At 31.7% G+C, this 25377-nt stretch carries 27 protein-coding genes; 14 read left to right on the forward strand and 13 right to left on the reverse strand.

The window, feature by feature from the left end; translation table 11 throughout:
* The 13 genes from QZZ48_RS06005 to QZZ48_RS06065 form a co-directional block, all read left to right on the forward strand.
* Positions 1-481, forward strand: a 481-nt coding sequence (locus QZZ48_RS06005; protein WP_294963095.1) for a CheR family methyltransferase, incomplete at its 5' end; no start/stop codon positions are given.
* Entirely contained in the window at positions 481-1743 is a 1263-nt protein-coding gene (locus QZZ48_RS06010; protein ID WP_294963098.1) for a diguanylate cyclase, read from the forward strand. The genes QZZ48_RS06005 and QZZ48_RS06010, both read left to right, overlap by 1 nt.
* Positions 1728-3548 carry an HD domain-containing phosphohydrolase gene (locus tag QZZ48_RS06015; protein WP_294963100.1) on the forward strand — a complete coding sequence of 607 codons (1821 nt, stop codon included), beginning with the start codon at positions 1728-1730 and terminating at the stop codon, positions 3546-3548. The genes QZZ48_RS06010 and QZZ48_RS06015 overlap by 16 nt, the downstream gene beginning before the upstream one ends.
* Positions 3549-3584: 36 nt before the next feature.
* Complete coding sequence (locus QZZ48_RS06020) at positions 3585-4139, forward strand: YqiA/YcfP family alpha/beta fold hydrolase (protein ID WP_294963102.1); 555 nt, start codon at positions 3585-3587, stop codon at positions 4137-4139.
* 98 nt (positions 4140-4237) lie between these two features.
* Complete coding sequence (locus QZZ48_RS06025; RefSeq protein ID WP_294963104.1) at positions 4238-4672, forward strand: CoA-binding protein; 435 nt, start codon at positions 4238-4240, stop codon at positions 4670-4672.
* Between the two features lie 2 nt (positions 4673-4674).
* Entirely contained in the window at positions 4675-5880 is a 1206-nt protein-coding gene (gene ilvA, locus QZZ48_RS06030) for a threonine ammonia-lyase (RefSeq protein ID WP_294963107.1), read from the forward strand.
* Positions 5881-5882: 2 nt separating this feature from the next.
* A complete protein-coding gene (locus QZZ48_RS06035; protein WP_294963110.1) occupies positions 5883-6047 on the forward strand; it encodes a hypothetical protein in 165 nt (54 codons plus the stop codon).
* 52 nt (positions 6048-6099) lie between these two features.
* Entirely contained in the window at positions 6100-7974 is a 1875-nt protein-coding gene (locus tag QZZ48_RS06040) for a hypothetical protein (RefSeq protein WP_294963113.1), read from the forward strand.
* Positions 7975-8062: 88 nt separating this feature from the next.
* On the forward strand, positions 8063-9757 hold the full coding sequence (locus QZZ48_RS06045; protein WP_294963116.1) for an acetolactate synthase large subunit: 1695 nt from the start codon (positions 8063-8065) through the stop codon (positions 9755-9757).
* On the forward strand, positions 9757-10233 hold the full coding sequence (gene ilvN, locus QZZ48_RS06050) for an acetolactate synthase small subunit (RefSeq protein ID WP_294963119.1): 477 nt from the start codon (positions 9757-9759) through the stop codon (positions 10231-10233). The genes QZZ48_RS06045 and ilvN overlap by 1 nt, the downstream gene beginning before the upstream one ends.
* Positions 10234-10235: 2 nt before the next feature.
* Complete coding sequence (lpxD, locus tag QZZ48_RS06055; protein WP_294963121.1) at positions 10236-11195, forward strand: UDP-3-O-(3-hydroxymyristoyl)glucosamine N-acyltransferase; 960 nt, start codon at positions 10236-10238, stop codon at positions 11193-11195.
* Position 11196: 1 nt separating this feature from the next.
* Entirely contained in the window at positions 11197-12147 is a 951-nt protein-coding gene (lpxD, locus tag QZZ48_RS06060) for a UDP-3-O-(3-hydroxymyristoyl)glucosamine N-acyltransferase (RefSeq protein ID WP_294963124.1), read from the forward strand.
* Between the two features lie 17 nt (positions 12148-12164).
* Complete coding sequence (locus tag QZZ48_RS06065) at positions 12165-12368, forward strand: hypothetical protein (RefSeq protein WP_294963127.1); 204 nt, start codon at positions 12165-12167, stop codon at positions 12366-12368.
* 19 nt (positions 12369-12387) lie between these two features.
* On the opposite strand, the gene QZZ48_RS06070 is transcribed toward QZZ48_RS06065, so the two are convergent.
* The 11 genes from QZZ48_RS06070 to QZZ48_RS06120 form a co-directional block, all read right to left on the reverse strand.
* On the reverse strand, positions 12388-13557 hold the full coding sequence (locus tag QZZ48_RS06070; protein ID WP_294963128.1) for a pyridoxal phosphate-dependent aminotransferase: 1170 nt from the start codon (positions 13555-13557) through the stop codon (positions 12388-12390).
* 80 nt (positions 13558-13637) lie between these two features.
* A complete protein-coding gene (cysE, locus tag QZZ48_RS06075) occupies positions 13638-14339 on the reverse strand; it encodes a serine O-acetyltransferase (RefSeq protein WP_294963131.1) in 702 nt (233 codons plus the stop codon).
* An 8-nt stretch (positions 14340-14347) separates the two neighbouring features.
* Complete coding sequence (gene speA, locus QZZ48_RS06080) at positions 14348-16177, reverse strand: biosynthetic arginine decarboxylase (protein WP_294963133.1); 1830 nt, start codon at positions 16175-16177, stop codon at positions 14348-14350.
* Between the two features lie 3 nt (positions 16178-16180).
* Positions 16181-17908 (reverse strand): FMN-binding glutamate synthase family protein, encoded by a 1728-nt coding sequence (locus QZZ48_RS06085; protein WP_294963136.1) that lies wholly within the window; start codon positions 17906-17908, stop codon positions 16181-16183.
* A complete protein-coding gene (gene hisS, locus QZZ48_RS06090; RefSeq protein ID WP_294963138.1) occupies positions 17908-19119 on the reverse strand; it encodes a histidine--tRNA ligase in 1212 nt (403 codons plus the stop codon). The genes QZZ48_RS06085 and hisS overlap by 1 nt, the downstream gene beginning before the upstream one ends.
* Complete coding sequence (tmk, locus tag QZZ48_RS06095; RefSeq protein WP_294963141.1) at positions 19112-19696, reverse strand: dTMP kinase; 585 nt, start codon at positions 19694-19696, stop codon at positions 19112-19114. The genes hisS and tmk overlap by 8 nt, the downstream gene beginning before the upstream one ends.
* Entirely contained in the window at positions 19681-20181 is a 501-nt protein-coding gene (gene coaD, locus QZZ48_RS06100) for a pantetheine-phosphate adenylyltransferase (protein WP_294963144.1), read from the reverse strand. The genes tmk and coaD overlap by 16 nt, the downstream gene beginning before the upstream one ends.
* Positions 20182-20214: 33 nt before the next feature.
* On the reverse strand, positions 20215-20739 hold the full coding sequence (locus QZZ48_RS06105) for a UbiX family flavin prenyltransferase (RefSeq protein WP_294963147.1): 525 nt from the start codon (positions 20737-20739) through the stop codon (positions 20215-20217).
* Positions 20736-21605, reverse strand: coding sequence for a flagellar basal body P-ring formation chaperone FlgA (gene flgA / locus QZZ48_RS06110; protein ID WP_294963150.1), 870 nt, complete (start codon positions 21603-21605; stop codon positions 20736-20738). Before flgA ends, QZZ48_RS06105 begins: the two co-directional genes overlap by 4 nt.
* Positions 21606-21656: 51 nt before the next feature.
* Positions 21657-21911 (reverse strand): hypothetical protein, encoded by a 255-nt coding sequence (locus tag QZZ48_RS06115; RefSeq protein ID WP_294963152.1) that lies wholly within the window; start codon positions 21909-21911, stop codon positions 21657-21659.
* Between the two features lie 105 nt (positions 21912-22016).
* On the reverse strand, positions 22017-22169 hold the full coding sequence (locus QZZ48_RS06120) for a hypothetical protein (protein ID WP_294963155.1): 153 nt from the start codon (positions 22167-22169) through the stop codon (positions 22017-22019).
* Between the two features lie 345 nt (positions 22170-22514).
* Here QZZ48_RS06120 and QZZ48_RS06125 point away from each other — a divergent pair, with 345 nt between their 5' ends.
* Positions 22515-24095, forward strand: coding sequence for a methyl-accepting chemotaxis protein (locus QZZ48_RS06125; RefSeq protein ID WP_294963158.1), 1581 nt, complete (start codon positions 22515-22517; stop codon positions 24093-24095).
* Here QZZ48_RS06125 and QZZ48_RS06130 read toward each other — a convergent pair.
* Both QZZ48_RS06130 and QZZ48_RS06135 read right to left on the reverse strand, forming a co-directional pair.
* On the reverse strand, positions 24092-24238 hold the full coding sequence (locus QZZ48_RS06130) for a hypothetical protein (RefSeq protein WP_294963162.1): 147 nt from the start codon (positions 24236-24238) through the stop codon (positions 24092-24094). The genes QZZ48_RS06125 and QZZ48_RS06130 overlap by 4 nt on opposite strands.
* Before the next feature lie 6 nt (positions 24239-24244).
* Positions 24245-25357 (reverse strand): N(5)-(carboxyethyl)ornithine synthase, encoded by a 1113-nt coding sequence (locus tag QZZ48_RS06135; protein ID WP_294963165.1) that lies wholly within the window; start codon positions 25355-25357, stop codon positions 24245-24247.
* Positions 25358-25377: the final 20 nt, after the last annotated feature.

Below are 25377 nucleotides of genomic sequence, written 5' to 3' on the forward strand. Positions count from 1 at the left end.
AGCTTACTCTACTGCTATTATCTTAACTGAGTTAGGTTTAATGCATAAAAGCATAATTTATGCAACAGATTTTAACCCTGTTGTAATTGAAGAAGCAAAGAACTCTCTTTACTCAATAGAACGCTTTAACAAGGCGAAGAAAGCATGTGAAGAGCTTAATTTTAAGATTCCACTAGATACTTACTTTGATATAAATACAAAGTTTGTTAAAGTAAAAGAACATTTAAAGATAAATGTTTTATTTTTTGTACATAATTTAGAAAAGGACAGTGTGTTTAATGAGTTTGATATGATAGAGTGCAAAAATGTAATGATTTATTTTAACGAAGAACTGAAGCAAAATATCTTTAAAATGTTTTACGATTCATTAAAATTTGGTGGTCATCTATTCTTAGGGCCAAGTGAGATGCTCCCAAAAAACTTTGAATATAGATTTGAAGTGTACGATGATGTAAACAAGATATATATGAAAGTGGCTTAATGAAAAGAATTTTATGTGTTGATGATATACAAGCGAACCTATTTACCTTAGAAGCTCTATTTGAGACTAACTATAGTGATAAATATAGTGTAGTAACTGCTATGTCAGGTAAAGAAGCATTAGAGATTTTACTTTTTCAAAAAATAGATCTTATACTTCTTGATGTGATGATGCCAGATATTGATGGTTATGAGACAGCAAAATTTATTCTTAGTAATAAAAAAACTAAAGATATCCCGATTGTTTTTTTAACAGCTAAAAAAGACCAAGATACAGTCTCTAGATGCTATGAAGTTGGTGGAGTTGACTATTTAAGTAAACCATACAATGAACAAGAGTTATTTGTAAGAATAAAATTTCATCTTGATTTGATAGAAAATAAAAGAGTTCTAGAAATAGAGAAAAAACTAAGTCAAGATATCTTGGACATGCAAGATAATATGGTTATTGTATCTGATGGTTCTAAAATGATTAAAATCAATAGAACTGTTAATGAGTTCTTTAAGTTTAAAGATTTTAAAAATGAAAAATATTGCATCTGTAAACATTTTGTAGAAGAAGAGGGCTATTTTCATTTAGGTTTTGTAGAAAAGACTCAACAATGGATAGATATTTTACTAAAAATGTTAGAAAAAAAAGATGTATTAGTTTTAATGAAGAATATTGATACCTTAGAATTAAACTCTTTTGACATAAAAGCAAAAAAGTTTGGAAAAGATTTTCTTATTACATTAACAGATATTACATCATTTGATGCAGAGTCTAAATATAATGAACATGAAGCTTATTATGATAGTTTGACAAATATATATAATAGAACTAAGTTAAATGATCTGTTTTCTAAACAAATTCAAAAAGCTAAAACATATCATAACCCCTTTGCTTTTCTTATGTTAGATATTGACTACTTCAAAGCAGTAAATGACAACTATGGACATTTACTCGGAGATGAAGTCTTAATAGATATGACAAAAATTATTAAAAGTAATATACGAGAGAGTGATATTTTTGCTAGATGGGGAGGAGAAGAGTTTGTACTTATTCTTCCATCGGTAGATTTGAAAAAAGCCGAGGAGATAGCAAACTACTTAAGAATTAAAATACAAGAGTACGATTTTGCTGAGATAGGCAAGATTACATGTAGTTTTGGCCTTACCCTTTATAAAGATGAAGATTGTATAGATAGTATTATTAAAAGAGCAGACGTAGCTCTTTATGACGCAAAAGATGCAGGAAGAAACAAAGTATGTATCCTCAGTTGATAAATGCTTATAATATCTTATGTATTGATGATGATGAGAATAACCTTTTTACATTAAGCGCACTACTTGAAAATAGTGGCAATATAAATGTCATAGAAGCTTTGGGTGCTAAAGCAGGACTTGATAAGTTACTTCTGAAAAAAATAGACCTTATTTTACTTGATGTTCAGATGCCAGAGATGAATGGTTTTGAAGTTGCAAAACTAGTTAAATCAAATAAAAAAACAAAACATATTCCAATTATATTTGTTACAGCTGTCTTTAAAAGTGAAGAATTTATAAAAGAAGGTTTTGAAATAGGAGCGGTTGATTATTTGACTAAACCTATAGATGATAATCAACTGCTAAATAAAATAATGCTTTATCTGGAAATATTTGAGAAAAATCATAAAATTATGCAGAGTGAGAAAAAATTTATTGATATAGCTCAGAGTATAGGTGATGGCATCTATACTTTAGACTTAAATAATAACACTACTTTTGTAAATAATCAGGCACTTAAAAAGCTTGGCTTTGAGTATAAAGAACTTATAGCAAAAGAAATACATGAGTATATTCACTATAAAGATATTAACAATATACCTATAAAATCTAGTGATTGTAAAATTCATAAAGCTATGAATGATGGGGAAATTTACAAAGATGATAATGAATACTTTATAAAAAAAGATGGTAGTTTTTTACCCGTTTCAATTCTTTCTACACCATTATATATAGACAACAAAATCATAGGTTCAGTTACAGTTTTTAGAGATAATACAGAAAAAGAAAAAATAGTAACCTTAGAAGAAGAGAAAATTAAAAATCAAGAACAAATTATTTATTCTATGATTGATATGATTGAATCTCGTGACTCATATACTGCTGGTCACACAAAAAGAGTTGCTCACTATTGTGAACTTATAGCTCTAGAGATGCAATACTCTATAGAAGATATAAACCTCTTAAAAAAAGCAGCTTGGTTACATGATATAGGAAAGATATCTACTCCTGATAGTGTGCTTCTTAAACCAAACAAACTAAATAAAGTCGAATATAAACTTATACAAGAACACTTATCAAGTGGTTATGAGATGCTAAGTAAGATTGATGATTACAAAGTTATAGCAAATATTATGAGAGAACATCATGAAAAGTATAATGGAAAGGGATATCCAAGAGCTTTAAAGGCAAACGCTATTATGCCTCTAAGTAGAATTATGATAGTTGCAGATGCCTTTGATGCTATGACAACAAACAGAGTTTATAAACCTAAAAAAAGTTTATCAGTTGCACTTCAAGAACTCGAAGACTTTAGTGCTGAGTATTATCATCCAGAAGTTGTAGAAGCCTCTTTAAAAGCACTTGCAAATATAGACTTAAGTGCAGATACATCTCAACTTCCAAAGACATCAATGGAAGAACATAGGTTTTCTTATTTTTATAAAGACAGACTTACTAATCTATTTATTATTGACTATCTACCTTTGGTTTTGAGATATCATTTAAATTCTGATTCTGTATATCTTTACAGTATTGAACTACATAATTTTAGTGAGTTTAACAAAAAATTTGGTTGGTCAAGTGGCGATAGATTTCTTATTTATTTTGCAAATTTTATTGATAGTTTATATGATGATACAGTTGTATTTAGAATAGAAGGTGATGATTTTATGATTTTAAGTGATGTTAAAAGAGTAAGTTTAAAAGATGATATTATTAAAAGTATGATTTTAAAAGATACAGACTTAGGCCTTGGTATTAGTGAAAAATATATCCAAAACATTATAGACAAAGATGAAAAAAACCTTATTAAAAGAGTTTAAAAAAGATCTTAGTTAGTAGAAAATTAGGAGTGGATAATGATTATTTATATTCATGGTTTTAGTGGAAGTGGAGAAGGTTCTAAAGCAAGAGCTTTTAGAAAATATTTTAAAAATAAAGGTGATAATTTTATTGTCCCATCTCTATCTTATATTCCTGATTTAGCTATAAAAACATTAGAAGAGTTAATAGAGTCTTATGATGGTGATGTTGAACTTATTGGTTCCTCTCTTGGTGGTTTTTATACTCTGTATTTGGCTGATAAATACAAACTAAAAGCTGTTTTAATAAACCCTTCTATATATCCATATATAACATTAGATAAACTCTTAGGAAATGCTCCAAGTTTTTATGATGATAGTAGTTTTACATGGATGGAATCTCATTTAGAAATGTTAAAGAAGTATGAAACAAAAGTACAAAGTCAAAGTGATTTTATGCTTTTAGTGCAAAAAGGTGATGAATTACTTGACTATGAAGAAGCAGTAAATAAATTACCAGATGCTAGGGTAATTGCTGAAGAAGACGGTAACCACGGCTTTGAAGGAATTGAGAGACACTTTACTGAAGTAAGGATGTTTTTTGGACTTTGATTATAATTGTTTATAAATTACTTCCTTTATTTTCGATATAATCTTTTGAAATTAGAATACTATTTTTAGATTATAAAAAATAGGATAAAGGATAAGATGTGGAATGTGAATTACCTTCATTAAATTCAAACAAACAAGAGATACAAGAAATTTTTAAAGAAGTTAAAACTATTGCTGTTTTAGGTTTATCTCCAGATGCTACTAAAGCAAGTCACAGAGTTGCTGCATATTTACAAAAAGAGGGCTTTAAAATAGTCCCTGTATATCCAAAAGAAGAGACTATTCTTGGTGAAAAAGTCTATAGATCACTTACAGAGATTCCATTTCCTGTTGATATGGTAGATGTTTTTAGAAAGCCAAAGGCTCTAGAAGCAGTTGTAGAAGCTTGTATACTAAGAGGCGATATAAAAGTCTTTTGGGCGCAAAAAGACATTGTAAACAATATTGCAGCACAAAAAGCAAAAGATGCCGGAATGAAGGCTGTACAAAATAAATGTACTATGGTAGAACACATGGGACTAAAAGGCGATTAATATTGTTAGATTTAAATAAGATATACGAAGCAAGAGAGCGCATAAAAGATGTTGTAGCAAAAACACCTTTTTCATATGCACAATACTTAAGTGAGATAGCAGGCTGTGAGGTTTACCTAAAAAAAGAGAACCTTCAAGTTACTGGTGCCTTTAAAATTAGAGGAGCATATAACAAGATAGCAACTCTAAGTGAAGCTCAAAGAGCTTGTGGAGTTATAGCTGCAAGTGCAGGTAATCACGCTCAGGGAATAGCGCTCTCTGCTTCTAAATTTAATATTCGTGCAGTTATTGTTATGCCTGAATCAACACCTCTAACAAAAGTGAATGGTGTTAAATATTATGGTGCTGAAGTTATACTTGCTGGAACAAATTATGATGAGGCTTACGCTTATGCTACATCTTACGGAAAAGAAAACTCTCTGACTTTTGTACATCCTTTTGAAGATGAAGAAGTAATGGCTGGACAAGGTACTTTAGCCTTAGATATTTTAGATGATTGTGAAGCTCTAGATGCTGTAATTATACCTGTAGGTGGTGGTGGTCTTATCTCTGGAATGGCTACTGCATTTAAAAGCATAAACCCAAACATTGAAGTTATTGGAGTTAGTGCCAAAGGTGCTCCTGCTTTTAAAGACTCTTATACTTTAAAAAAAGCAGTTGATAGTCTTAGTGTTAGAACGATTGCTGATGGTATTGCTGTTCGTGATACATCGGAAATAACACTTGCTTATGCTTTGAAAAATGTAGATGATTTTATAAGTGTGGATGATGAAGAGATAGCAAGTGCAATTTTATTCTTATTAGAGAAACAAAAACTTGTTGTTGAAGGTGCAGGAGCTGCATCTGTAGCTGCAATGCTACATAATAAACTAGACCGTCTAAAGGGTAAAAAAGTAGCTCTTGTCCTTAGTGGTGGAAATATGGATGTAACGCTTCTGTCAGTTATTATTGAAAAAGGTCTTCTTAAATCTGGAAGAAAAATGAATATAACTGTTACATTAATTGATAAACCAGGTTCATTAATGAGATTTACACAGATACTAGAAGAATTAAATGCAAATATAGTACATATTGCGTATGATAGAACTTCTATCTCTCTTGATTATGGTGATGCTAACGTGACTGTTCATATGGAAACAAAAGGTGAAACACATCAGCAAGAAATAAAAGATGTTCTCAAATATGAAGGTTACCTAAGAGGTTATTAACTATGCAAGCAATAAAAGAAACAAATTTTAAAGAGGCAATTATTAAGATAAAAGTTCTTGATAATGGCAAGCTTTTAGTTGTTGATTATAAAACTATTGTTAGATTCTTAGATATAGATACTCTTAAAACAATGTCAGGATTTAAGGGGGGGAATATCTCACCTTAGGTTTAACAGTCAAGTTGTAGATTTTAGCAATGACGCAAGTAACTTTGTAGTTATGAATGAAAGCTGTTCAAAATCATTACTTTATAACACAAAGAGTAAAAAAAATATAATACAATTTGATAGACATCATGGTGAAGTCTCCTGTGGTGATGATGGAAAATCTTACGGAATTGATAAAGAAAATAAAAAAATAGCATTTACTCTCCCTGTTCATGTTGATAGAGTAACTGATATTGCATTTAGTGAAAATGCTCAATGGATTGCAACATCTAGTTATGATAAAAAAGTTCAAATATTTAATATGGCAATGATGTCTAGAAAGCATAGACTAATAGCTCATAGTGCTCCTGTTATGAAGGTTCATTTTTTAAGTGAACATAGACTTATTAGTATAGATAAAGAAAATAGCGCAATAATTTGGGACTATTCTAATGGTAAAGTAATTACAAGACTTGAAGGTATTCACGATGATGTAATGAATATCACGGTAAGTTCAAATCAAAAATTTTTATTTTTAGGTACTAAGTTAGGTTATATTTTAGTTTATGAGCTTGAAAGTTATCAAATACTGTCTAATAAATATATAAAACTAACATCATCTATCACTGCTTTAACTTTTGATAAAAATTCAGAACAACTTATTATTGGTACTCAAAGTGGCGATCTTATTTTTTGTGACATATATGATGGTGTAGATTATATAAAAGAGAAGTTAAAAGTAAAAGATTATGAATCTATTCAAAAATATGTTGAACAAAATCCACTTTTAGCATATACAAAAATTTATCAAATTGTTATAAATCAATGGGATTTAACTATAAGAAAAGCTAAACTTTTACTAGAATCAGGTGATAAAAAAACAGCTATAAAATTATTTGAACATTTCAAGAATATACCTTCGAAAAATTCTATTATTCAAAAAACCATGCTTGAATATTCAGAATTGGCGGATAAATTTGCCATGCTAGCAAAACAAGGCAAACTAGCTTTAGCATATTCTTTAATCTTAAAACATCCTTTGTATAAAGATTCGAAAATTTATAAAACCTTAGAATTTGATTGGAAAAAAGCATTTGCTTCAGCACAAAAATATGCAATTAATCCTAAAGGTGCAGATACTGCTCGTGAAATACTTGCTCCATATAGAGGAATAACTCAAAAAACAAAACTTGTACAAGAACTTTTAACAGAGAGTGAAGTATACAAACGGTTTCGAATTGCAATTGGACAAAAAGATTTTGTAATTGCCTTTGAACTTATTAAGTTACACCCATTTTTAAAAGAATTTTCTGATTATGAAGTACTAATGACTTATGCTGATTCATTATATATAAAAAGTCAAAAACTACTTGATGTTGATGATACACATGCAGCAATAAAAATTCTTAGAACCTTGGTTGACTTCAGTGATTACACTGATGAAGTTAAGGAATTAATGGTATACATAGAAAATAAACAAAAGTTTTATAATGCAATTGAAGAAGATAATATTGAGATTGCTTATAATATTTTATCCATCAATGAAGAACTTCAAGAATCCGAAGATGGGAAAAAGCTACAGAGTAAATGGAATAAAGACCTTCAAAAATCAAATGAGTATGCTCTTACAGGCAACTTGAAAATGTTGAATGTAGTTTTGGAAAAATATATGAAGATTAGCTCTAAAAACAATGCTTTAGCAAATATATATGGTTGGTGTTATATGTGCCAATTAGAAAAAGCAATAGAGATGAAAAAAGAACAATCTATTATAGAAAATGGAATAAAAAACTACATTTTATTCTTTGGATTAGAAGAGCAAATAGAAAGTTATTATCAATTATTTATAAAAAGTTATCCTGGCTCAAAACTTAGCCTTGAACTCCAGACTAAGGGCTCCATTGATATGTGGAGAGCTTCCATGATTGTCAACTCTATCTTAGATTGATTTTAATTAATAAAAGTTTTATCACACTTAACCTCAAATATAGCTCCTTTTAAATATAATAAACGAATTTTTTATTAGAGGAGACTTTATGCAAATTAGTGGCGCACAGATGGTCATTGAAGCTTTAATCGCGGAGGGTGTTGATACAGTATTTGGTTACCCTGGTGGAGCGATTATGAATGTCTACGACGAGATTTATAAACAAGATAACTTTCAACATATTTTGACAAGACACGAACAAGCTGCAGTACACGCTGCAGAAGGTTACTCAAAGGTTAGTGGTAAGGTTGGCGTTGCCATGATTACTAGTGGCCCAGGGTTTACAAATGCAGTAACTGGTTTAGCAGATGCTTATATGGATTCTATTCCTCTAGTTGTAATTAGTGGACAGGTCCCAATGAGTCTTATCGGAACAGATGCATTTCAAGAGATAGATGCAGTTGGAATTAGTCGTTCATGTACTAAACATAACTATCTTGTAACTAATGCAAGTGACTTACCTCGTGTACTAAAAGAAGCATTTCATATTGCAGCAACTGGTCGTCCTGGTCCAGTTCATGTTGATATACCAAAAGATGTTACAGCTGAGATTGCAGAATTTGATTACTCAATTAAAGTTGATTTAGAAACTTATAAGCCACATGTAAAAGGTAACCCTCGTCAGATTAAAAAGGCTATTGAAGCAATTGCAAATGCTAAAAGACCAGTTTTCTATCTTGGTGGTGGTATTATCAATGCTAATGCTGCTTATGAAGTTAGAGATTTAGTTCATAAAACTGGAATTCCTGCGGTTGAGACATTTATGGCAAGAGGAACTCTTAGTCATGATGATGATTTACTAATAGGAATGCTTGGTATGCATGGTTCTTATGCTGCTAATATGGCAATGAGTGAAACAGACTTAGTTATAGGGCTTGGAGCAAGGTTTGATGACCGTGTAACGGGTAAGCTTTCAGAATTTGCTAAAAATGCTGGAGTTATCCACGTAGATATTGATCCTGCATCTATCTCTAAACTTGTTCATGCTAATTATCCAATTGTTGGTGACGTTAAAAATGTTGTTAATGAGATTCTAGATTCTGTTTCAAAAATTAATGCTGATAAGTATGAAGGTTGGAGAGAAACAATTGAAAACTTTGAAGAGCTTCATCCTTTAGCATACCATGAAGATACAGATAGAATTAAGCCTCAATGGGTAATTGAGCGAGTTGGTCAGTTACTTGGTGATGATGCTAATATCTCTACAGATGTTGGTCAACATCAAATGTGGAGTGGGCAGTTTTATCCATTTAGTCGTCCAAGACAGTTTATAAGTTCTGGTGGACTTGGAACTATGGGCTTTGGTTTTCCAGCAGCAATTGGTGTTAAAGCAGCGATGCCAGAAAAAACTAGTATTAACTTTACTGGAGATGGCTCAATCTTAATGAACTGTCAGGAACTAATGACAGCAGTTGAGAAAAAACTACCAGTTATTAATATTATTCTAAATAATAATTATCTTGGAATGGTTCGTCAGTGGCAAACACTTTTCTATGACAAACGTCATAGTGAAACAGATCTATCTGTTCAACCAGACTTTGTAAAACTTTCAGAAGCTTTTGGTGGAATTGGTTATAGAGTTAAAACAAAAGAAGAATTTGATGCGGCTCTCAAAGATGCAGTTGAAAAAAATATAGTTGCTTTTATTGAAGTAATTGTAGAAAGATTAGAAAATGTTCTACCAATGGTTCCATCAGGCGGAAGTCTATTTAATATGATGTTATTAGAAAAGAAGGAGAAATAATGACTGAGATTAGTGAAAGAAGAGTCATTTCAGTTATTGTTATTAATGAATCTAGCGTGTTATCTCGTATAACAGATTTATTCTCTGCTAGAGGTTATAATATTACATCCTTGACTGTTGCTCCTATCCCTGAGACTAAATATTCAAGATTAACTATCGTAACTTCTGGTTCGGTTAGAGTGATTGAGCAGATTACTAAACAACTTCATAAGCTTATCCCAGTTTTAAGAGTATATGAGCATGCCGATTTAGTTGAAAAAGAGATGGCAATGATAAAGTTTCCAGTAACAGAAAACATTACAGAAATAAGTACTCTATGTGAAGCGTATAATGGAAAAATCGTAAATGTTGGTGAAAATGTAATTATTGTTATGGTAACAGATGAACCAAAACGTGTTGAGAATTTTTTAAAGGTTATAAAAAGATATAACCCTAAAGAAATAGTTAGAAGTGGTGCTGTTGCACTAGAGAGATAATTATGCTCTTTAGCGAAGTTGCTACTTATTTAAATAGTGACTTGCAAGGAGATGATTTAGAGATAAACTCAATGAATGAGTTATCTCTTGCGTCTACCTCACAACTAACATTTGCAGTTAATAAAAAATATGCAAAAGAACTTACATCTTCAAAAGCAAAAGCTTTTCTAATCCCTCAAGACCTAGTAGAATTTCTTCCAGAGTATGTTTCTTATATAATATGTGATGATGTTACTATTTCTATGGCATATGTTACAAAACTTTTTGCACCAAAACCTATAGACTTTAATGCTTTAGCCTCAGTGATAGGAAAAGATACTTACATAGATGAAATGGCAAAAATAGAAAAAGGAGCTTTAATAGGCTCTAATGTGACTATTATGGCAGGATCTTATGTTGGATCTAATGCTAAAGTCGGAAATAATACTATACTCTATCCTAACGTAACAATTTATCGTGATTGTATTGTTGGAGATGACTGTATAGTTCATGCTGGTAGTGCAATTGGTAGTGATGGGTTTGGTTACTCACATACTAAAATTGGTGAACACATCAAAATATATCAAAATGGTAATGTTATTATTGAGGATGATGTTGAAATAGGTTCTAATTCTTCAATTGATAGAGCTGTTTTTAATTCAACTCTAATTAAAAAAGGCTCTAAAATAGACAACTTGGTCCATATTGCACATAATTGTGAGATAGGTGAGTATTCTATTATAGCAGGACAAACAGGTTTGGCAGGCTCAACTAAGATGGGTAGAAATAGTGTATTTGGTTCACAGTCCGGAGTTGCAGGACACTTAGAAATCGCCCCATTTAATACATTTGCTGCAAGGTCTGGTGTAACAAAGAGTATAAAAGATAGTGGTAAAACTTATGCTGGTTTTCCACTTACGGAACATAGGCTATGGTTAAAAACACAGGCTAAAATATCAAAGCTAAATTCTTCAAAGGTTTAATATGAAAATTTCAGAAATAGCTTCTATTATTGGGGCAGAATTTGACGGTGAAGATTTTGAGGTAACAGGTATGAATACACTAAAAGAAGCTTCTAATACAGAAATTTCTTTTGTTTCTAATTCAAAATATATCAATGATATAAAAGATACCAATGCTGGTGCTATTATAGTTGATAAATCTACTAAAGATTATGTTCAAAATGGTTCTGTGGCTTTAGTAGTTGAGTTTGCGTATTGGCAAATGGCTACACTTTCAAAATATTTTGCACCAAGTATAGAAGACGATACATTAGCCAAAGCACAAATAGGAGAGGGTACAAAAGTCTCTTCTAAAGCAGAAGTGGCAAATGGTGCTAAAATCGGTAAAAATTGTATGATTATGGCACATGTATATATTGGTGCAGAATCAGTTATTGGTGATAATACAACCATATATCCTAATGTTACAGTATATAGAGACTGTATAGTAGGTAATGAGTGTATTATACATGCTAATACAACTATCGGAAGTGATGGTTTTGGTTTTGCTACATCAAAATTAGGCGAGCATAGAAAAATTTATCAAAATGGTAATGTTATTATAGAAGATGATGTTGAGATTGGAAGTTCTACAACAATAGATAGAGCTGTATTTGGTAGCACTTTTATTAAAAAAGGCGTTCGTATTGACAATCTGGTTCAGATTGGACATAATTGTGTTTTAGGTGAGTATAGTGTGATAGTTGCTCAAGCAGGTATCGCTGGTTCTACTACCTTTGGAAGAAATGTTGTAATGGGTGGACAAAGTGCTTCAGCAGGACATCTGAATATAGCTCCATTTACTACTTTTGCTGCAAGAAGTGGAATAACAAAAAGTATTAAACAAAGTGGCTTAACATTTGCTGGCTTTCCTTTAATGGAACATAGAACATGGTTAAGACTTCAGGCAAAAATAGCTAGACTGTTAAAATAATAAAAAAGGAATTTAAAATGTCAAAAACAATTGCATTAAGTGGAACTAAAAAAGGTATTATTTCTATTACTAAGTTAGAAGAGCCATATGGAAAAGATAGCCATACAGTAGTTAGTGTAGGTATTTCATTAACAGGAAATGCAGAAGAACCAGGATGGAAAGTTCATCTTCCTCTTGAAAATTTAGATGAAGTTATAGAGGCTTTACAAGCTTTAAAGTAGGTATAAACCTACTTTAAACTTATTTTTTTAAATCACTTACAAACTCAGCGATTCTTGCAATACCAGTACGAATAGTATTAATATCTGTCGCAAAACTCATTCTAAAATAACCTTCACTACCAAATGCAATACCTGGAACTACAGCAATAAGCTTTTTATCTAATAATTCTTTTGCAAATATAAAAGAATCAGAACTAACACCTTTAATATTAACAAATAAGTAAAAAGCACCATCTGGTTTTACAACGCTAAGTCCATCAATCTCATTAATAAGTTTAACAGCCTCATTTCTACGCTTCATAAAGGCTTCTTTCATCATATTTATATCAGCGTCTGCACTACCATCAAGACCTGCTATTGCAGCCTTTTGAGTGATTGTATTAATATTTGAAGTACTTTGGCTCTGTAGCTTTTTAGTAGCTTTAATTAGTTCTGTATTAGCTGCAGCCATATACCCAAATCTCCAACCAGTCATAGCGACTGATTTACTAAGCCCATTAATAGTTATAGTTCTCTTATACATATCTTCACTAATAGATGCACAAGAAGTAAACTCACCTTTATAAGTTAATTTTTCATACATTTCATCAGATGCGACCATTACATCAGTACCTTCTAAAACTTTTCCTAGTTCAGTTAGTTCTTCTTTTGTGTAGATAGAACCAGTAGGATTTGAAGGAGTAGTTAAAATTAACATTTTTGTTTTTGGTGTTATGGCTTCTTTTAATTGCTCTGGAGTTATTTTAAATGAATTTTCATCAGAAGTTTGTATCTCAACTACTTTACCACCACAGTATTTTACAAGTTCTGGATATGTAACCCAGTAAGGAGCAGGAATAATAACTTCAGCACCGTCTTGTATAGTTGCAGAGAAAAGGTTAAATAGTGAGTGCTTTGCTCCGTTATTTACCATAATCTGGTTTGGAGCATAAGTTAAACCATTATCTCTTTTTAATTTTTCTGCAATAACTTCTCTAAGATGAACTATTCCATCAACTGACGTATACTTTGTAAAACCTTCATTAATTGCCTCAATAGCAGCATCTTTAATAACCTGAGGTGTGTTGAAATCAGGTTCTCCAGCAGAGAAGCTAAGGATATCTTTTCCCTCATTTTTTAATTCTTGTGCTAAATTTGTAATAGCCATTGTAATAGATTCAGATAGTGTGTTAATGCGGTTAGTTAGCATAAAAGCCTCCAATATAATATTGGTGACATTATACTAAAAAAATTATGTATATTACTTTATTATAAATTGTTTTTGAGTTTTTAATTCTTCATAGCTTTAATGAAAGATTCATAGATGTTTTCTAGCTCTAAATCTTCTTCTAGTACAGATTTATTATCTTCAACAAGTATATGCTCTAAAACAGCTACTCTTTTAAGAAGATACTCAAACATTTCTTTGTTGATATCTGGAAGCATATTATGCATAAATGGATCTTTACATCTTCCTTTTGCTATTACGTGAGCAGGAATTCCTATTGCAGTTGAGCAATCTGGAACCTCTTTAACAACAACAGAGTTAGCACCAATCTTAGCATACTCTCCTACGACAATATTACCAAGCACTTTCGCACCTGCACCAATAACCGCACCTTTTTTAATAGTTGGGTGACGTTTGCCTTGAGTAAGTGATACACCACCAAGAGTTACCCCTTGATAAATTAGTACATCATCTTCAATAATAGCTGTTTCACCGATAACAACGCCAACTCCATGATCTATAAATACTCTTTTACCAATTGTTGCAGCTGGATGGATATCTATAGTCGTAATCATCTGGTTAAAGCCCATAATAATTCTTGCAAGTCTTGTACAATTAGCATTATGTAGTTTATGTGCGATTCTATACCAAGCTATTGCCCAAACACCTGGATAGTTGAAAATAAAATCTAGTTTGGAGTTTAGAGCAGGGTCATTTTTGTAAGCATTTGAAAAGTCTTCTTTTATTTCGGAATATATTCCCATAGTTAACCTTAGTTAGTTGTTCGTAGATAACCGTTTTGTTCTACGAAAGTTTCAAGTTTTGCAAGTGTATCATTTTTTTCTTTTTCTGTGATAAAATCACTAATTACTAGATCATTTTTTAGTTTTTCTAATATATTTGTTTTATCGTAACCTTTAGATTCTAGAATATCTAAAATATTTTTTGACTCTACCTCATTTACAATACTATACTTTTCATCATCTATTTTTATAGTATATTCACTTGGATGTGTGAAAAGATTATGGTCCATTCCTAAAGTTTCTTGATAAGCACCAACGTTGAAAAATCCTAAAAAATAATCTTCTTCATCAAGATTTATATCATGCAGGTATAGTGGTTTATCAGGGTTAAAACCTATCTCTCCATCACTATCACATGTTATATCCCATAAAGATGCAGCTCTTAGAGGAGTAGAGTTTAAATGATGAATAGGCATTACAGGAAAATGTTGATCCAATCCCCAGTAATCAGGTAAGCTTTGAAAAATAGATGCATTGATAAGGTATCTTTCTTGTAGTTTTACCTGTAGTTGTTCTAACTCATCTGTAGGGTTTGCAGATTTTAGATATAGAGCTTTTTTTATAATATTATGAACTAATATCTCACCATTAGATCTATCTTGCAAATCAATATAACCTAAATCAAATAGTGTAAGAAGTGATTCCATATGATCAAGTGCATCATGTAGATACTCTATACAGTTTTGGTTACTTAACATTTTATTTAACTCTACAAGCTCTTGAAGTATTGGAGGATTAACTTTTTTAAATTTAAGCAATTTTTCCTGATAATCTTGAGAAAAAAGTTCTAAGACTGGTGTTATCAGCACAGCATGGGAAGCAACAATAAACCTACCTGACTCTGTAAATATATTTGGATGTTTAACCTTTTTAGCATTCATAATTTCACCTAGTAAAAATACAACACTGCTTGAAAATTCATCTATAGAGTAGTTTCTAGATGTAGATAGAGTATGTTGGTCATACTCTACAGCTAAACCACCACCAATATTGATGTTGTTTAACTCATCTGCGCCCATCTTTCTAAGTTCTGCATAGATATTTCCAGCTTCGCGTAAAGCTCTCTTTAACGGTGCAATATCTGACATTTGAGAGCCAATATGAAAGTGAATCATTGTTAGGTGATTTAACATTTTTTCTTTAGAAAGTATAGTGATGGCTTCAATGATTTCTGTTGATGTTAAACCAAACTTAGCATCCATTCCTCCACTCTTTGCCCAGATACCACTCCCAGTACTGTGTAGTCTAACTCTAATACCAATATTTGGTACTTTAAGGTCACACTCTTTTGCAACTTCTATAATTGTCTCAAGTTCACCAAGTCCTTCTATTGTAAGTGTAATATTATGGCCACTTTGAGCTGCAATAAAACCAAGAGTAATCATCTCTTTATCTTTAAAGCCATTAACTGTAATATGTGCACCTATTGTTGTTTGACTCATTGCTAGTATAAGTTCTGCTTTACTTCCTGCTTCAAGTCCATAGTTGAACTTTTTACCTTGGGATGTAATAGCTTGTACAGCATTTGGGAACTGATTCACTTTAAGAGGGAAAACAGCATTAAAGCTGCCTTTGTAGTTATTGTCTTTTATTGCTTTATCAAAGTAAGAGTAGAGAGTTCTAATCTGTTTTTTAATAAGGTGAGGGAACCTAAGTAAAATAGGTCCTTTAACGCCATTAGCACGAATATTTTCCGTAATCTCTAAGATAGAAGGCATACACTTGTAGTTTAATTTTATCTGACCATCTTCAATAATAAAGTTTTTATTTGACCATATATTCAATCCGAAATTACGCATACTCTATATATGCAACTTTTGGTGAAAATACTTATCTATGTCAAAATATATTTCAGCATTTTGATTTTTAAAAGTAAGATGTGATTTATTTACATCGTTAATATTTTTAACACCCATAACAGAAGAAACTACTTTCATTCCTTTGATAAGGTTGTTATGATAGTTACCTATCTCTTTTCCTTCTTTTATTACTAAGTAAGAAGCTCTTTTTTTCTCATCTTGTGTAGCAAGTCCAACAGGACAAACATGAGAGCCAAAACCAGAACACATACGAGCACGGATACATCCCCCACTCATCATAAATCCTCTGGCAATACCAACAGCATCTGCTCCCATTGCTAAAGTAATAATTGCATCATCTGGTGTTAAAATTTTCCCACTAGCAATAATTTTAAGATCTTTACGAATTTTATGTTTTTTAAGCATAGTGTCTAAAACATATAGAGCATTATTAGTTGTTAAACCTACTGACTCCATAAGCTCTAGAGGAGCGGTAGCACTTCCACCTTCTCCACTATCTACTGTAATAAAATCAGGTATTGGTCTATCTTGAGTCTTTCTTTTTGCTATTGCTTTTGCCATATCATCAATAGCATTTGCATCTGATATAACTATTTTAAAACCAACAGGTTTTTTAGATAATTTTTGTAGTTTTTCTACAAACTCTAGTAAATGCTCAGTTGTGTCCGCATATGGAAATCTATTTGGCGAAAATACATTTTGTCCCTCTGGCACACCTCTGTAATAAGCAATGTCTGCAGAAACTTTTGCAGCAGCAAGTTTACCACCAGTTTGTTTTGCACCTTGAGCAATTTTAATTTCTGTCATACGGCAAAATTTCATTACTTTTTGATATTTTAATTCATCAAATTCAGCATTTTCATCTCTAACGCCAAAAAGCCCAGAACTCATTTGAAAAACAGTATTTGGTATATCATTAGGTACTTCTTTTGGAAAAGCTTCTAAAGGAGCTTTCCAATTTACTCTAAATAAAACATGTGAAGTAGTGTCATAAATATATGTATTTTGAGTTTTTTTATTTAAAAGAGCTGTTCTGTACCACTTTAAAGCTCTTGGTCTATTAAAAAAAATATCTGCTATTTTAAAAACAAACTCTGCCCATGGTGTACTTTTTATAATATCAAGATAATCAGCATTTTTTAAATCTGGTTTATGAGTAAAAAGATGATTTGAAGTTAAAGAACCTTCACCAGTATTTATGGTGAGGTTTGTATTATTTCCAGCTATAGAAAATGCTCTAATTGCTTCAGGACTTAGTGATCCATCACTCATTGCAGAACGAATAATAGGCGTATAAGAAACGAAAGGAATTTCTCTATCTTGACCAAAAACTACTGATGTATCCTCATCAATTTCATTGTCATTAAGTACATTTGTAGCATGTTTAATAATAAACCTTGAACCAGAAAATGGTTGAGCAACCGAAAATGATTTGTAGTTTGGTTTGTCTTTTGCTGCAGTATATACCCAGTCAACTTTATCTTTTGAATCATAAAATGTTTCTTCTGCAAAGTATTGACGAAGAGGTTCTCTTAGTGCTTCAAACAAATATCTAAAGCGACCAATAACAGGATAGTTTATTAATAAGGCATGTCTTCTTTGAACATATTTATCATACACATATAACATCGCTGTAGCAACGATACCAGCAAGTATAAAAAATTCTATAAAGTCTATAAACAAAGACCATAAAAAGTGAAGTGTATCCATTAGAAATCCTTTAGGTTTATAATTTGTTCTGTCTTATCTTCTAGGTTTTTAACTGTCATAGTAGCATTTTGTATTTCATTGCTACCAATCATACAGAAAAATTTGGCATTTACTTTATCCGCACCTTTAATATGGTTCTTAAAGTTTTTTGCCTTATAATCAATAGTAACTTTATCTGTTTTTCTTTTCTTTTGAGCTAAATTAACAACTAAGCTTACAGCTTCTTCATCCATTGCTCCTATGTAATAACCATCTCTTGTTATCTCAGGCATCTCGATTAGTTCCATAAGTCTTTCTATTCCCATTGCAAAACCAACTGCTGGAGTAGGGCGACCATCTAGGTACTCTACAAGTCTGTCATATCTGCCACCACCTGCTATAGCACTCTGGCTTCCTATATTATCACTTACAAATTCAAAGGCTGTTTTAGAATAGTAGTCTAGTCCACGAACAAGATTTGTATCTATTTCGTAATCAATGCCATTATCTTCTAAAATCTTTTTTAGAGATGCAAAGTCAGTATCACAAGAATCACATAGAGAGTTTATAAGTTTTGGAGCATCTTTGTACAGTACTTGGCATTTTTCATTTTTACAGTCAAGTACACGAATAGGGTTGGTTTCAAGTCTTCTTATACAATCTTCACAGATTTCATCACCACAGCCTTTCACAAACTTTACTAAACTTTCTCTATACTGAGGCATACAGTTACTGTCACCAAGAGAATTTAATTGAAGTCTATATCCGATGCCTAGAGTCTTTAAAATATCGCTTAACATCATAATAACAGTAGCATCTTCATAAACGCTATCTACTCCAAAGCTCTCAACACCAAACTGATGAAACTCTCTTAGTCTACCTTTTTGAGGTCTTTCATAACGAAACATTGGACCATGGTAGAAAAATCTATGAGTTCCACCAGCTTTGTCTAGTTTCTTTTGTATAAAAGCACGAACAACACCAGCAGTTCCTTCAGGACGAAGACAAACATCATTTTCACCTTTATCGATGAACTGATACATTTCTTTACCTACAATATCACTAGATTCACCAACAGAACGTTTAAAAAGAGAAGTCTCTTCAAGTAAAGGTGTTTCTATAAAATGATAACCATACTTCTGCGCTATTTTAGTAGCTGTATCAAGAAAGTATGTAAATCTTTCATAGTCCTCACTTAAAATATCGTTCATTCCTCTTAGTGATTTAATCATTTGCTTCCTTCATGTTATTTATTATCTCTTTTGTTATCTCTTGTATACTCTTTGTTGCATCTATAGTTACAAGTTCTAGTTTTAAAAGCTCTGTAGCTTTTATGATTGCATCTTGTATTTTTAAAAGGTACTCTACACCTCTTAGTTCTATGCCATCTAGCTCTTTTTGAGAAAGTCTATACTCAAGTTCTTCTCTTGTAAGTTTAAGAAGAAAAACTTTCTCAGGGTATATACCACCTGTTGCAAATCTATTTAAGTGAACTATAGCTGTTTCGCTTATTTCGCCTTGAATTAAGGCATATGCTACTCCACTTACTACACTCCTATCAGAGATAATCATCTTGTCTAGGTTTGGTTCAACAACTTCTTTTATATGCTCAGCACGGTCTGCTAGAAATAGTAGGAATTCAGCCTTTTTGCTCTGTGCTTTGGCACTAAGAACAACATTTCTTATCTCTTTACCTATTGCTGTTGCACCTGGTTCTTTAGTGATGATAGCATCTGCAAAGTTCTCTTTGAGCTTTTGAATTTGTGTGCTCTTACCTGCTGTGTCTATCCCTTCTATTGCAATGTACATGAATTCATACTCCTTATTATTTCTTGAACTTCACTAGGTAGTAGATGTTCCGTTTTAGCATTAAATTTTAGTAAGTTTCTTACACTTGATGAACTGATAAATGCATGCTGTAGTTTTGGCATCAAGTAAACAGTCTCTATCGAGTCATCTAAAGAGTTATTTAAATACCCAAGTTGTAACTCATACTCAAAATCACTCACTGCTCTAAGACCTCGAATAAGGATAGTGGCATTGTGAGTTTTTGCAAGTTCTACTGTTAGGTTGTCAAAGCCGACAACACTTACATTCTCTAGGTTTCCTATAGCTTTCTCAGTCATTTCTATTCGTTCATCTAGTGTGAACATAGGCTTTTTATCTGCTGATATTGCTACTGCAATTATTACTTTATCAAACAGTCCTAAAGCTCTTTCTATAATATCAAAATGACCATTTGTAATAGGGTCAAAGGTACCAGGATAAAGAGCAATTCTTTTATGAGTTGGCATTAAGTGTTTTCTTACATTGAGTTTTTAACAATTTTATTCCCATCTTTTATATAAATTATTTTCTATATCAAGTAGGTCAAACCATTTACCTATGATGAAGTTTTCCATCTCTTGGAGTGTTTGTTGTTCTGAATAGTAAGCCATAACAGGTGGAGCTATTATTACTCCTAAACTTGCAAGTTTTTGCATGTTTTCTAAGGCTATAGCAGAAAAAGGCATTTCTCTTGGAGCAAGGATTAGCTTTTTTTGCTCTTTAATCATTACACTAGCACATCTTGTAACTAAATTATCTGAGATGCCACAGGCAATCTTAGCAAGAGTATTCATGCTACATGGTGCAATTATCATTGCATCTGTGCCAAAAGAACCAGATGCTATGCTTGCTGATATATCTTCATTGTCATGAGTTGTTAGATTGTTTTCTTTATCTAAAACTACTTTAGAATTTTTGGTCATGATAAAATGTTTATCTATCTCTTTTGGAAGTAGCTTAAGAGTTTTAATTCCTAAGTTGACTCCACTTGCTCCGCTTGTAGCTATGATTATCTTACGTATCATTGTATCTCCACTCTATTCTTACCAATAACTTTCACTTTTAGTCTTTTTAGATCTCTTTTTTGAACACTTATTATATCCCCAATTTTACCATCTTGTAATGCTTTTGCATTAAAGTTGATAGACATATTTAGAGAATCTAAACTAACATTTACAGTTGAGTTCTTTTTTACAGCATTTAATATTTCTACATCTCTTGATGTTAATATTTTATTCTTTTTAATATGGCGCTTACTTTGAAGTGTATTGGCATCTAAAATTTCTATAGGTTTAGCCCTAAATTTATCTAAAATTATACTCTTTTTTATAGTATTTAGGACTGATAGTTGAGTATCTTTTCTTATTTGTTTCTTTGTCACGTAAATCCAAAGGTTTGCAACTATATGATAGTTGAAATATATCTTTTTATTATCAATTGTTTTTATATTTAAAACACCATTGCTAGAAAGATAGTTATTGTTTTTTATCTCTATTTGGTAGTCGTTTGGAAGAGTTTTTATATAGCCTCTTGGTTCAACTACTATCTCTTTTATCTCTATGTTTTCATAATTATCTAAATAATGATTTTGAATGCTTGCTTCTATACTCGATGTGTCTATAGGACTTTTTTTTATAAACTTTACATACCTGCTTTTAGCACTGACATCCTTATATCCGTATTCTTTTAAAACTTTTATTAACTCTTTAGCTCTTATTCTTTTTGTATATTTTCCAAGTTCTATTTTGTATATTTGTTGATCATTTGAAGGTTCTTTTATAATGTGAGAAAGATATATATCATCGTTATCTATATAGTAAGTACTTTGGATGATATTGTTAGCGTATAAAACACTAGACAATAGAATGAAAAAGAGAAATTTATTTAACATACATATACTTTTTTTTGTATTTTAACATATTACTTTGATTAAAGGTATATATTAGTGAGTTCTTATCTTACCTTTCTCATAACCATCATCAACTTTTCTCCTCCATTCAGCACTTTGATAAGATTTAGATGAAAACCTTGCATCTATAGAAGCCTCACTATTGTTTTTATTATTTTCTTGATTTTTATTGTTGACTTTCGTATCAGTATTTGATTTTACAGCATCTATTAACATCTCGTTTGATAAGCCAAGAGTTGATAGTATAAGTACTCCAAATAAAATTCTAAATAGTTTTGAGATTTTCATAAATAGCCTTTAAATTTGTATATAAACAATTGTACATAAAGTGCTTTTATTATTTCAAAAGTTAGCACATTAGTATAAAAATTTAAATTGCTTTAGATATTCTTTTTAGCTGTTACTACCTTTTTTAAGTTCATTCATTGCAGATTCCAAGACTTTTCTATCAAAAAAGTTAGCAATAACAATAATATCATAGTAGTTATTGTTGCATCTAACTGTTTTTTCTCTTAAGTTTTTGCTAGCTTGTTTAGGTCTTATCAACTGGCTTTATACGAGGTACTTAGCATCCCGTTTTTCTTTATCTTTAATTGACATAATCTTTTCAACTCTTATATAGTTTATTATATGTAGTTTTTTTAAAAGAGAATTCCAAAGAGCTTTTTAAATAGAATTTTTTAGCTATAAAACTAGTTTAATTATAATATTATATAATGATTCGTCTAGAGTTTTTTAAGGCTAGCTACAACTTATTCAGGAGTGCAAATGTATAATCTAAAATCTACACTTTTACCCTTTTACATCAAAGCTATAATTGGACCAACGATAATTATGTCATTTTTGGCTTATCTAATAACCTTCGTAATACCTTTCAATTTGGGTTTACCATTGATTCTATTATTTTCTTTATTAGGCTCAACCATAACAGTTGCAGGTTTTCATATACTCCTTTTTAAACCAATTATAAAAAGTGTTGAAATTCTAAGTAAGTTTTCGACAAGAGATTTTGAAAAACAAAAAGAATATAAAAAAGAATTTAAAAAGTATGAAGATTCTCTTCCTTTTGTTCATGCCTTTTATAATAAAACCTACGTAATGCTAGACATACTTATGGATATGGCAGAAAAACTATCTATAGATGCAGGTAAGAACTCCATGCACACTGCAAAATTATCTGGTTCTATAGATAATCTTTCTAAAAAATTAGAAGAAAAGGCTATAGCTGTAGAAACTATTTCCACTACTACGCAACATATTATAAGTAATGTAACAGAAGTCTCAAACTGTGCAAAAGAAGCTTCTTCTTTTACAGCTCAAACTATGCAAGGCAGTATAAAATGTAAAAATGATTTACAAACTGTTATAGAAAATATGCAAAGTTTAAATCTTGTTGCTCTTGCAGCTAGTGAAAAAGTAATAGTTCTAAGTACTAAATCAGAAGATATCAAAAAAGTTACGCAAGTTATTGATGAAATAGCTGATCAGACAAATTTACTAGCACTTAATGCTGCAATAGAAGCTGCGCGTGCTGGAGAGCACGGTCGTAGTTTTGCGGTAGTTGCAGATGAAGTAAGAAATTTAGCTGAAAAAACAGCAAATGCTACCAAAGAAGTAGATATCTCAATAGTTCAAATTCAAGAAGAAACAACTGAAGTGACAAATGAGATAAAAAAACTCTCACAGCAGATAAATACAGGTGTTAAAATAGTTGAAGATGTCGGAGTTCAACTCCAAGAGTTTTTAGATAAGTCTAACCTTGTGGAAGAACAAATAACACATATCGCTACAAGCGCTTCTTCAAATACTACAGATTTAGAGTCTATAGTTGTATCTATAGCAAATATTAGTACTCAGTTAAAAGAGGGTACTAAAGAGATGCAGGGGATTTCAGAAGCTACACATGAACTTATAGATTCCTCAGAGGGTTCACATGAGTCTGTTAGTGAATTTGCACTAGATAAAAATCATGAGAATGTTTATACCATAGCAGAGCAAAGTTCTCTAAAAATAAGCGCATTGTTTGAAAAAGCTATAAATGATGGAAAAATGAAAGAGAGTGACTTCTTTGATACAAATTACAAAGCGATACAAGGAACTAATCCTCAAAAGTTTTCAACCAAATACGATAAGTTTTGTGATGATAACCTACCTTCTACTCAAGAAGCAGTACTTAAGCTTGATAAACACATAGCCTATGCAATAGCCACTGATCCAAATGGATATGTAGCAACTCATAACAATAAGTTTGCACAAGCTCTTAGTGGTGACTATGACAAAGACTTTGTTGCAAATAGAAGCAAGAGAATTTTTGATGATAGAACAGGTTCACGTTGTGGAAATCACACTAAAAGACTTCTTTTACAAACATATAAAAGAGATACAGGAGAGATAATGCATGATTTATCTGTTCCTATAAATATTAATGGCAAACACTGGGGTGGATTTAGAATCGGTTACTTTCCAAGTTAATTACTTTTATCAATATACTCATGAGGGTAGTTTTCTTGACGGTTTTGAAACAGTAGAATATTTGGTTTTTGAACCACTCCCTCATCAATATTGATAGCTTGTCGGATAGTTTCGTCTTTTTGCCATTCTTCATGACCTGCCATCACCGTTTAAAGATGTACAATTAGCGCTGCAGATATTGACCTTGTAGCACTTTCCCAGAGATAGTTAGGAGTATGATCTACCGCATAATGATCTACCATTCCTATCTTAATCATAGGTTCTTTAAATGAAGTTGGTTTAGCAAAATAAAAGCCCATTCCTTCATCACAACTAACATCAATAATAAGACAACCTGATTTAAGGCATGATTTTTCTTCTTCAATGACATAGTTTATCGGAGTCCCAGGTTCTTGATACGTTCCATTTATAATTATGTCTGATTCATTTATAAGACAACAGAGTGAACGCCTACTTCCATCATGCTCAACTACCACCATACGTGATTCATCTTCTTCTCCTCCTGGAAGAATACTCACATAATCACAGTCTAAAACTTCTTCTCTTACTTCATGGTTTGGTCTTTGAATACAGATCGTAATATCTCTAAATCCATGAGCTTTTAGGGCATAAATTGCTCCACGGCTTACTGCTCCAAAACTAAAAATAATTACCTTACGCTGGTTTCCGTAGTGTCCATCTATTCCTTTGATTTGAAGGGCGTGAAGTACAGCGCAGTATCCTGCCATTTCATTATTTTTGTAAAAAGTATGACGCCCGACTTGTCCTTGTGGACTCCATATAAACATATCTTCAAAGGCGATAAGTGTCTGTTTACGGTTTATGGCTATTTGAGTCATATCTCTTTGTTGTACACAATGTGGATAACCCCATAATATTGCGCCTTCACGGAGCTCTTGCAAGTCAGCGGGAACTGGTTTAGCAATGATTACAGTTTTAGAATTAGTTAAAATTTTACTTCTAGATGCAATCCCTCCTGTCATTTTTTCTATAACTGAATCAGAAATACCAAAAAGTTTTCCATAGCCTTCTTCAAATATCATCTGAGAACGAATGTGTTTTGGAATGCGTTCTAAATGTTCTGGATGGATAGGCATACGTAGTTCTTCTTCTTTTTTTGAAGTCCCGATGACTCCTAATGTAAAATGATTGATTGTGCTTCCTTTTTTGAAACTATAATGGAAATATTTTTCATGATTGAACAATCTTTTGTAGGACGCGGAGAAAAGAGAGAAAAAACACCTGCTTGTTAGAACATACATATGTTAACGCAGCTGAAGTC

This window comes from Sulfurimonas sp. (assembly GCF_016744025.1).
Taxonomy (GTDB): Bacteria; Campylobacterota; Campylobacteria; order Campylobacterales; family Sulfurimonadaceae; genus Sulfurimonas.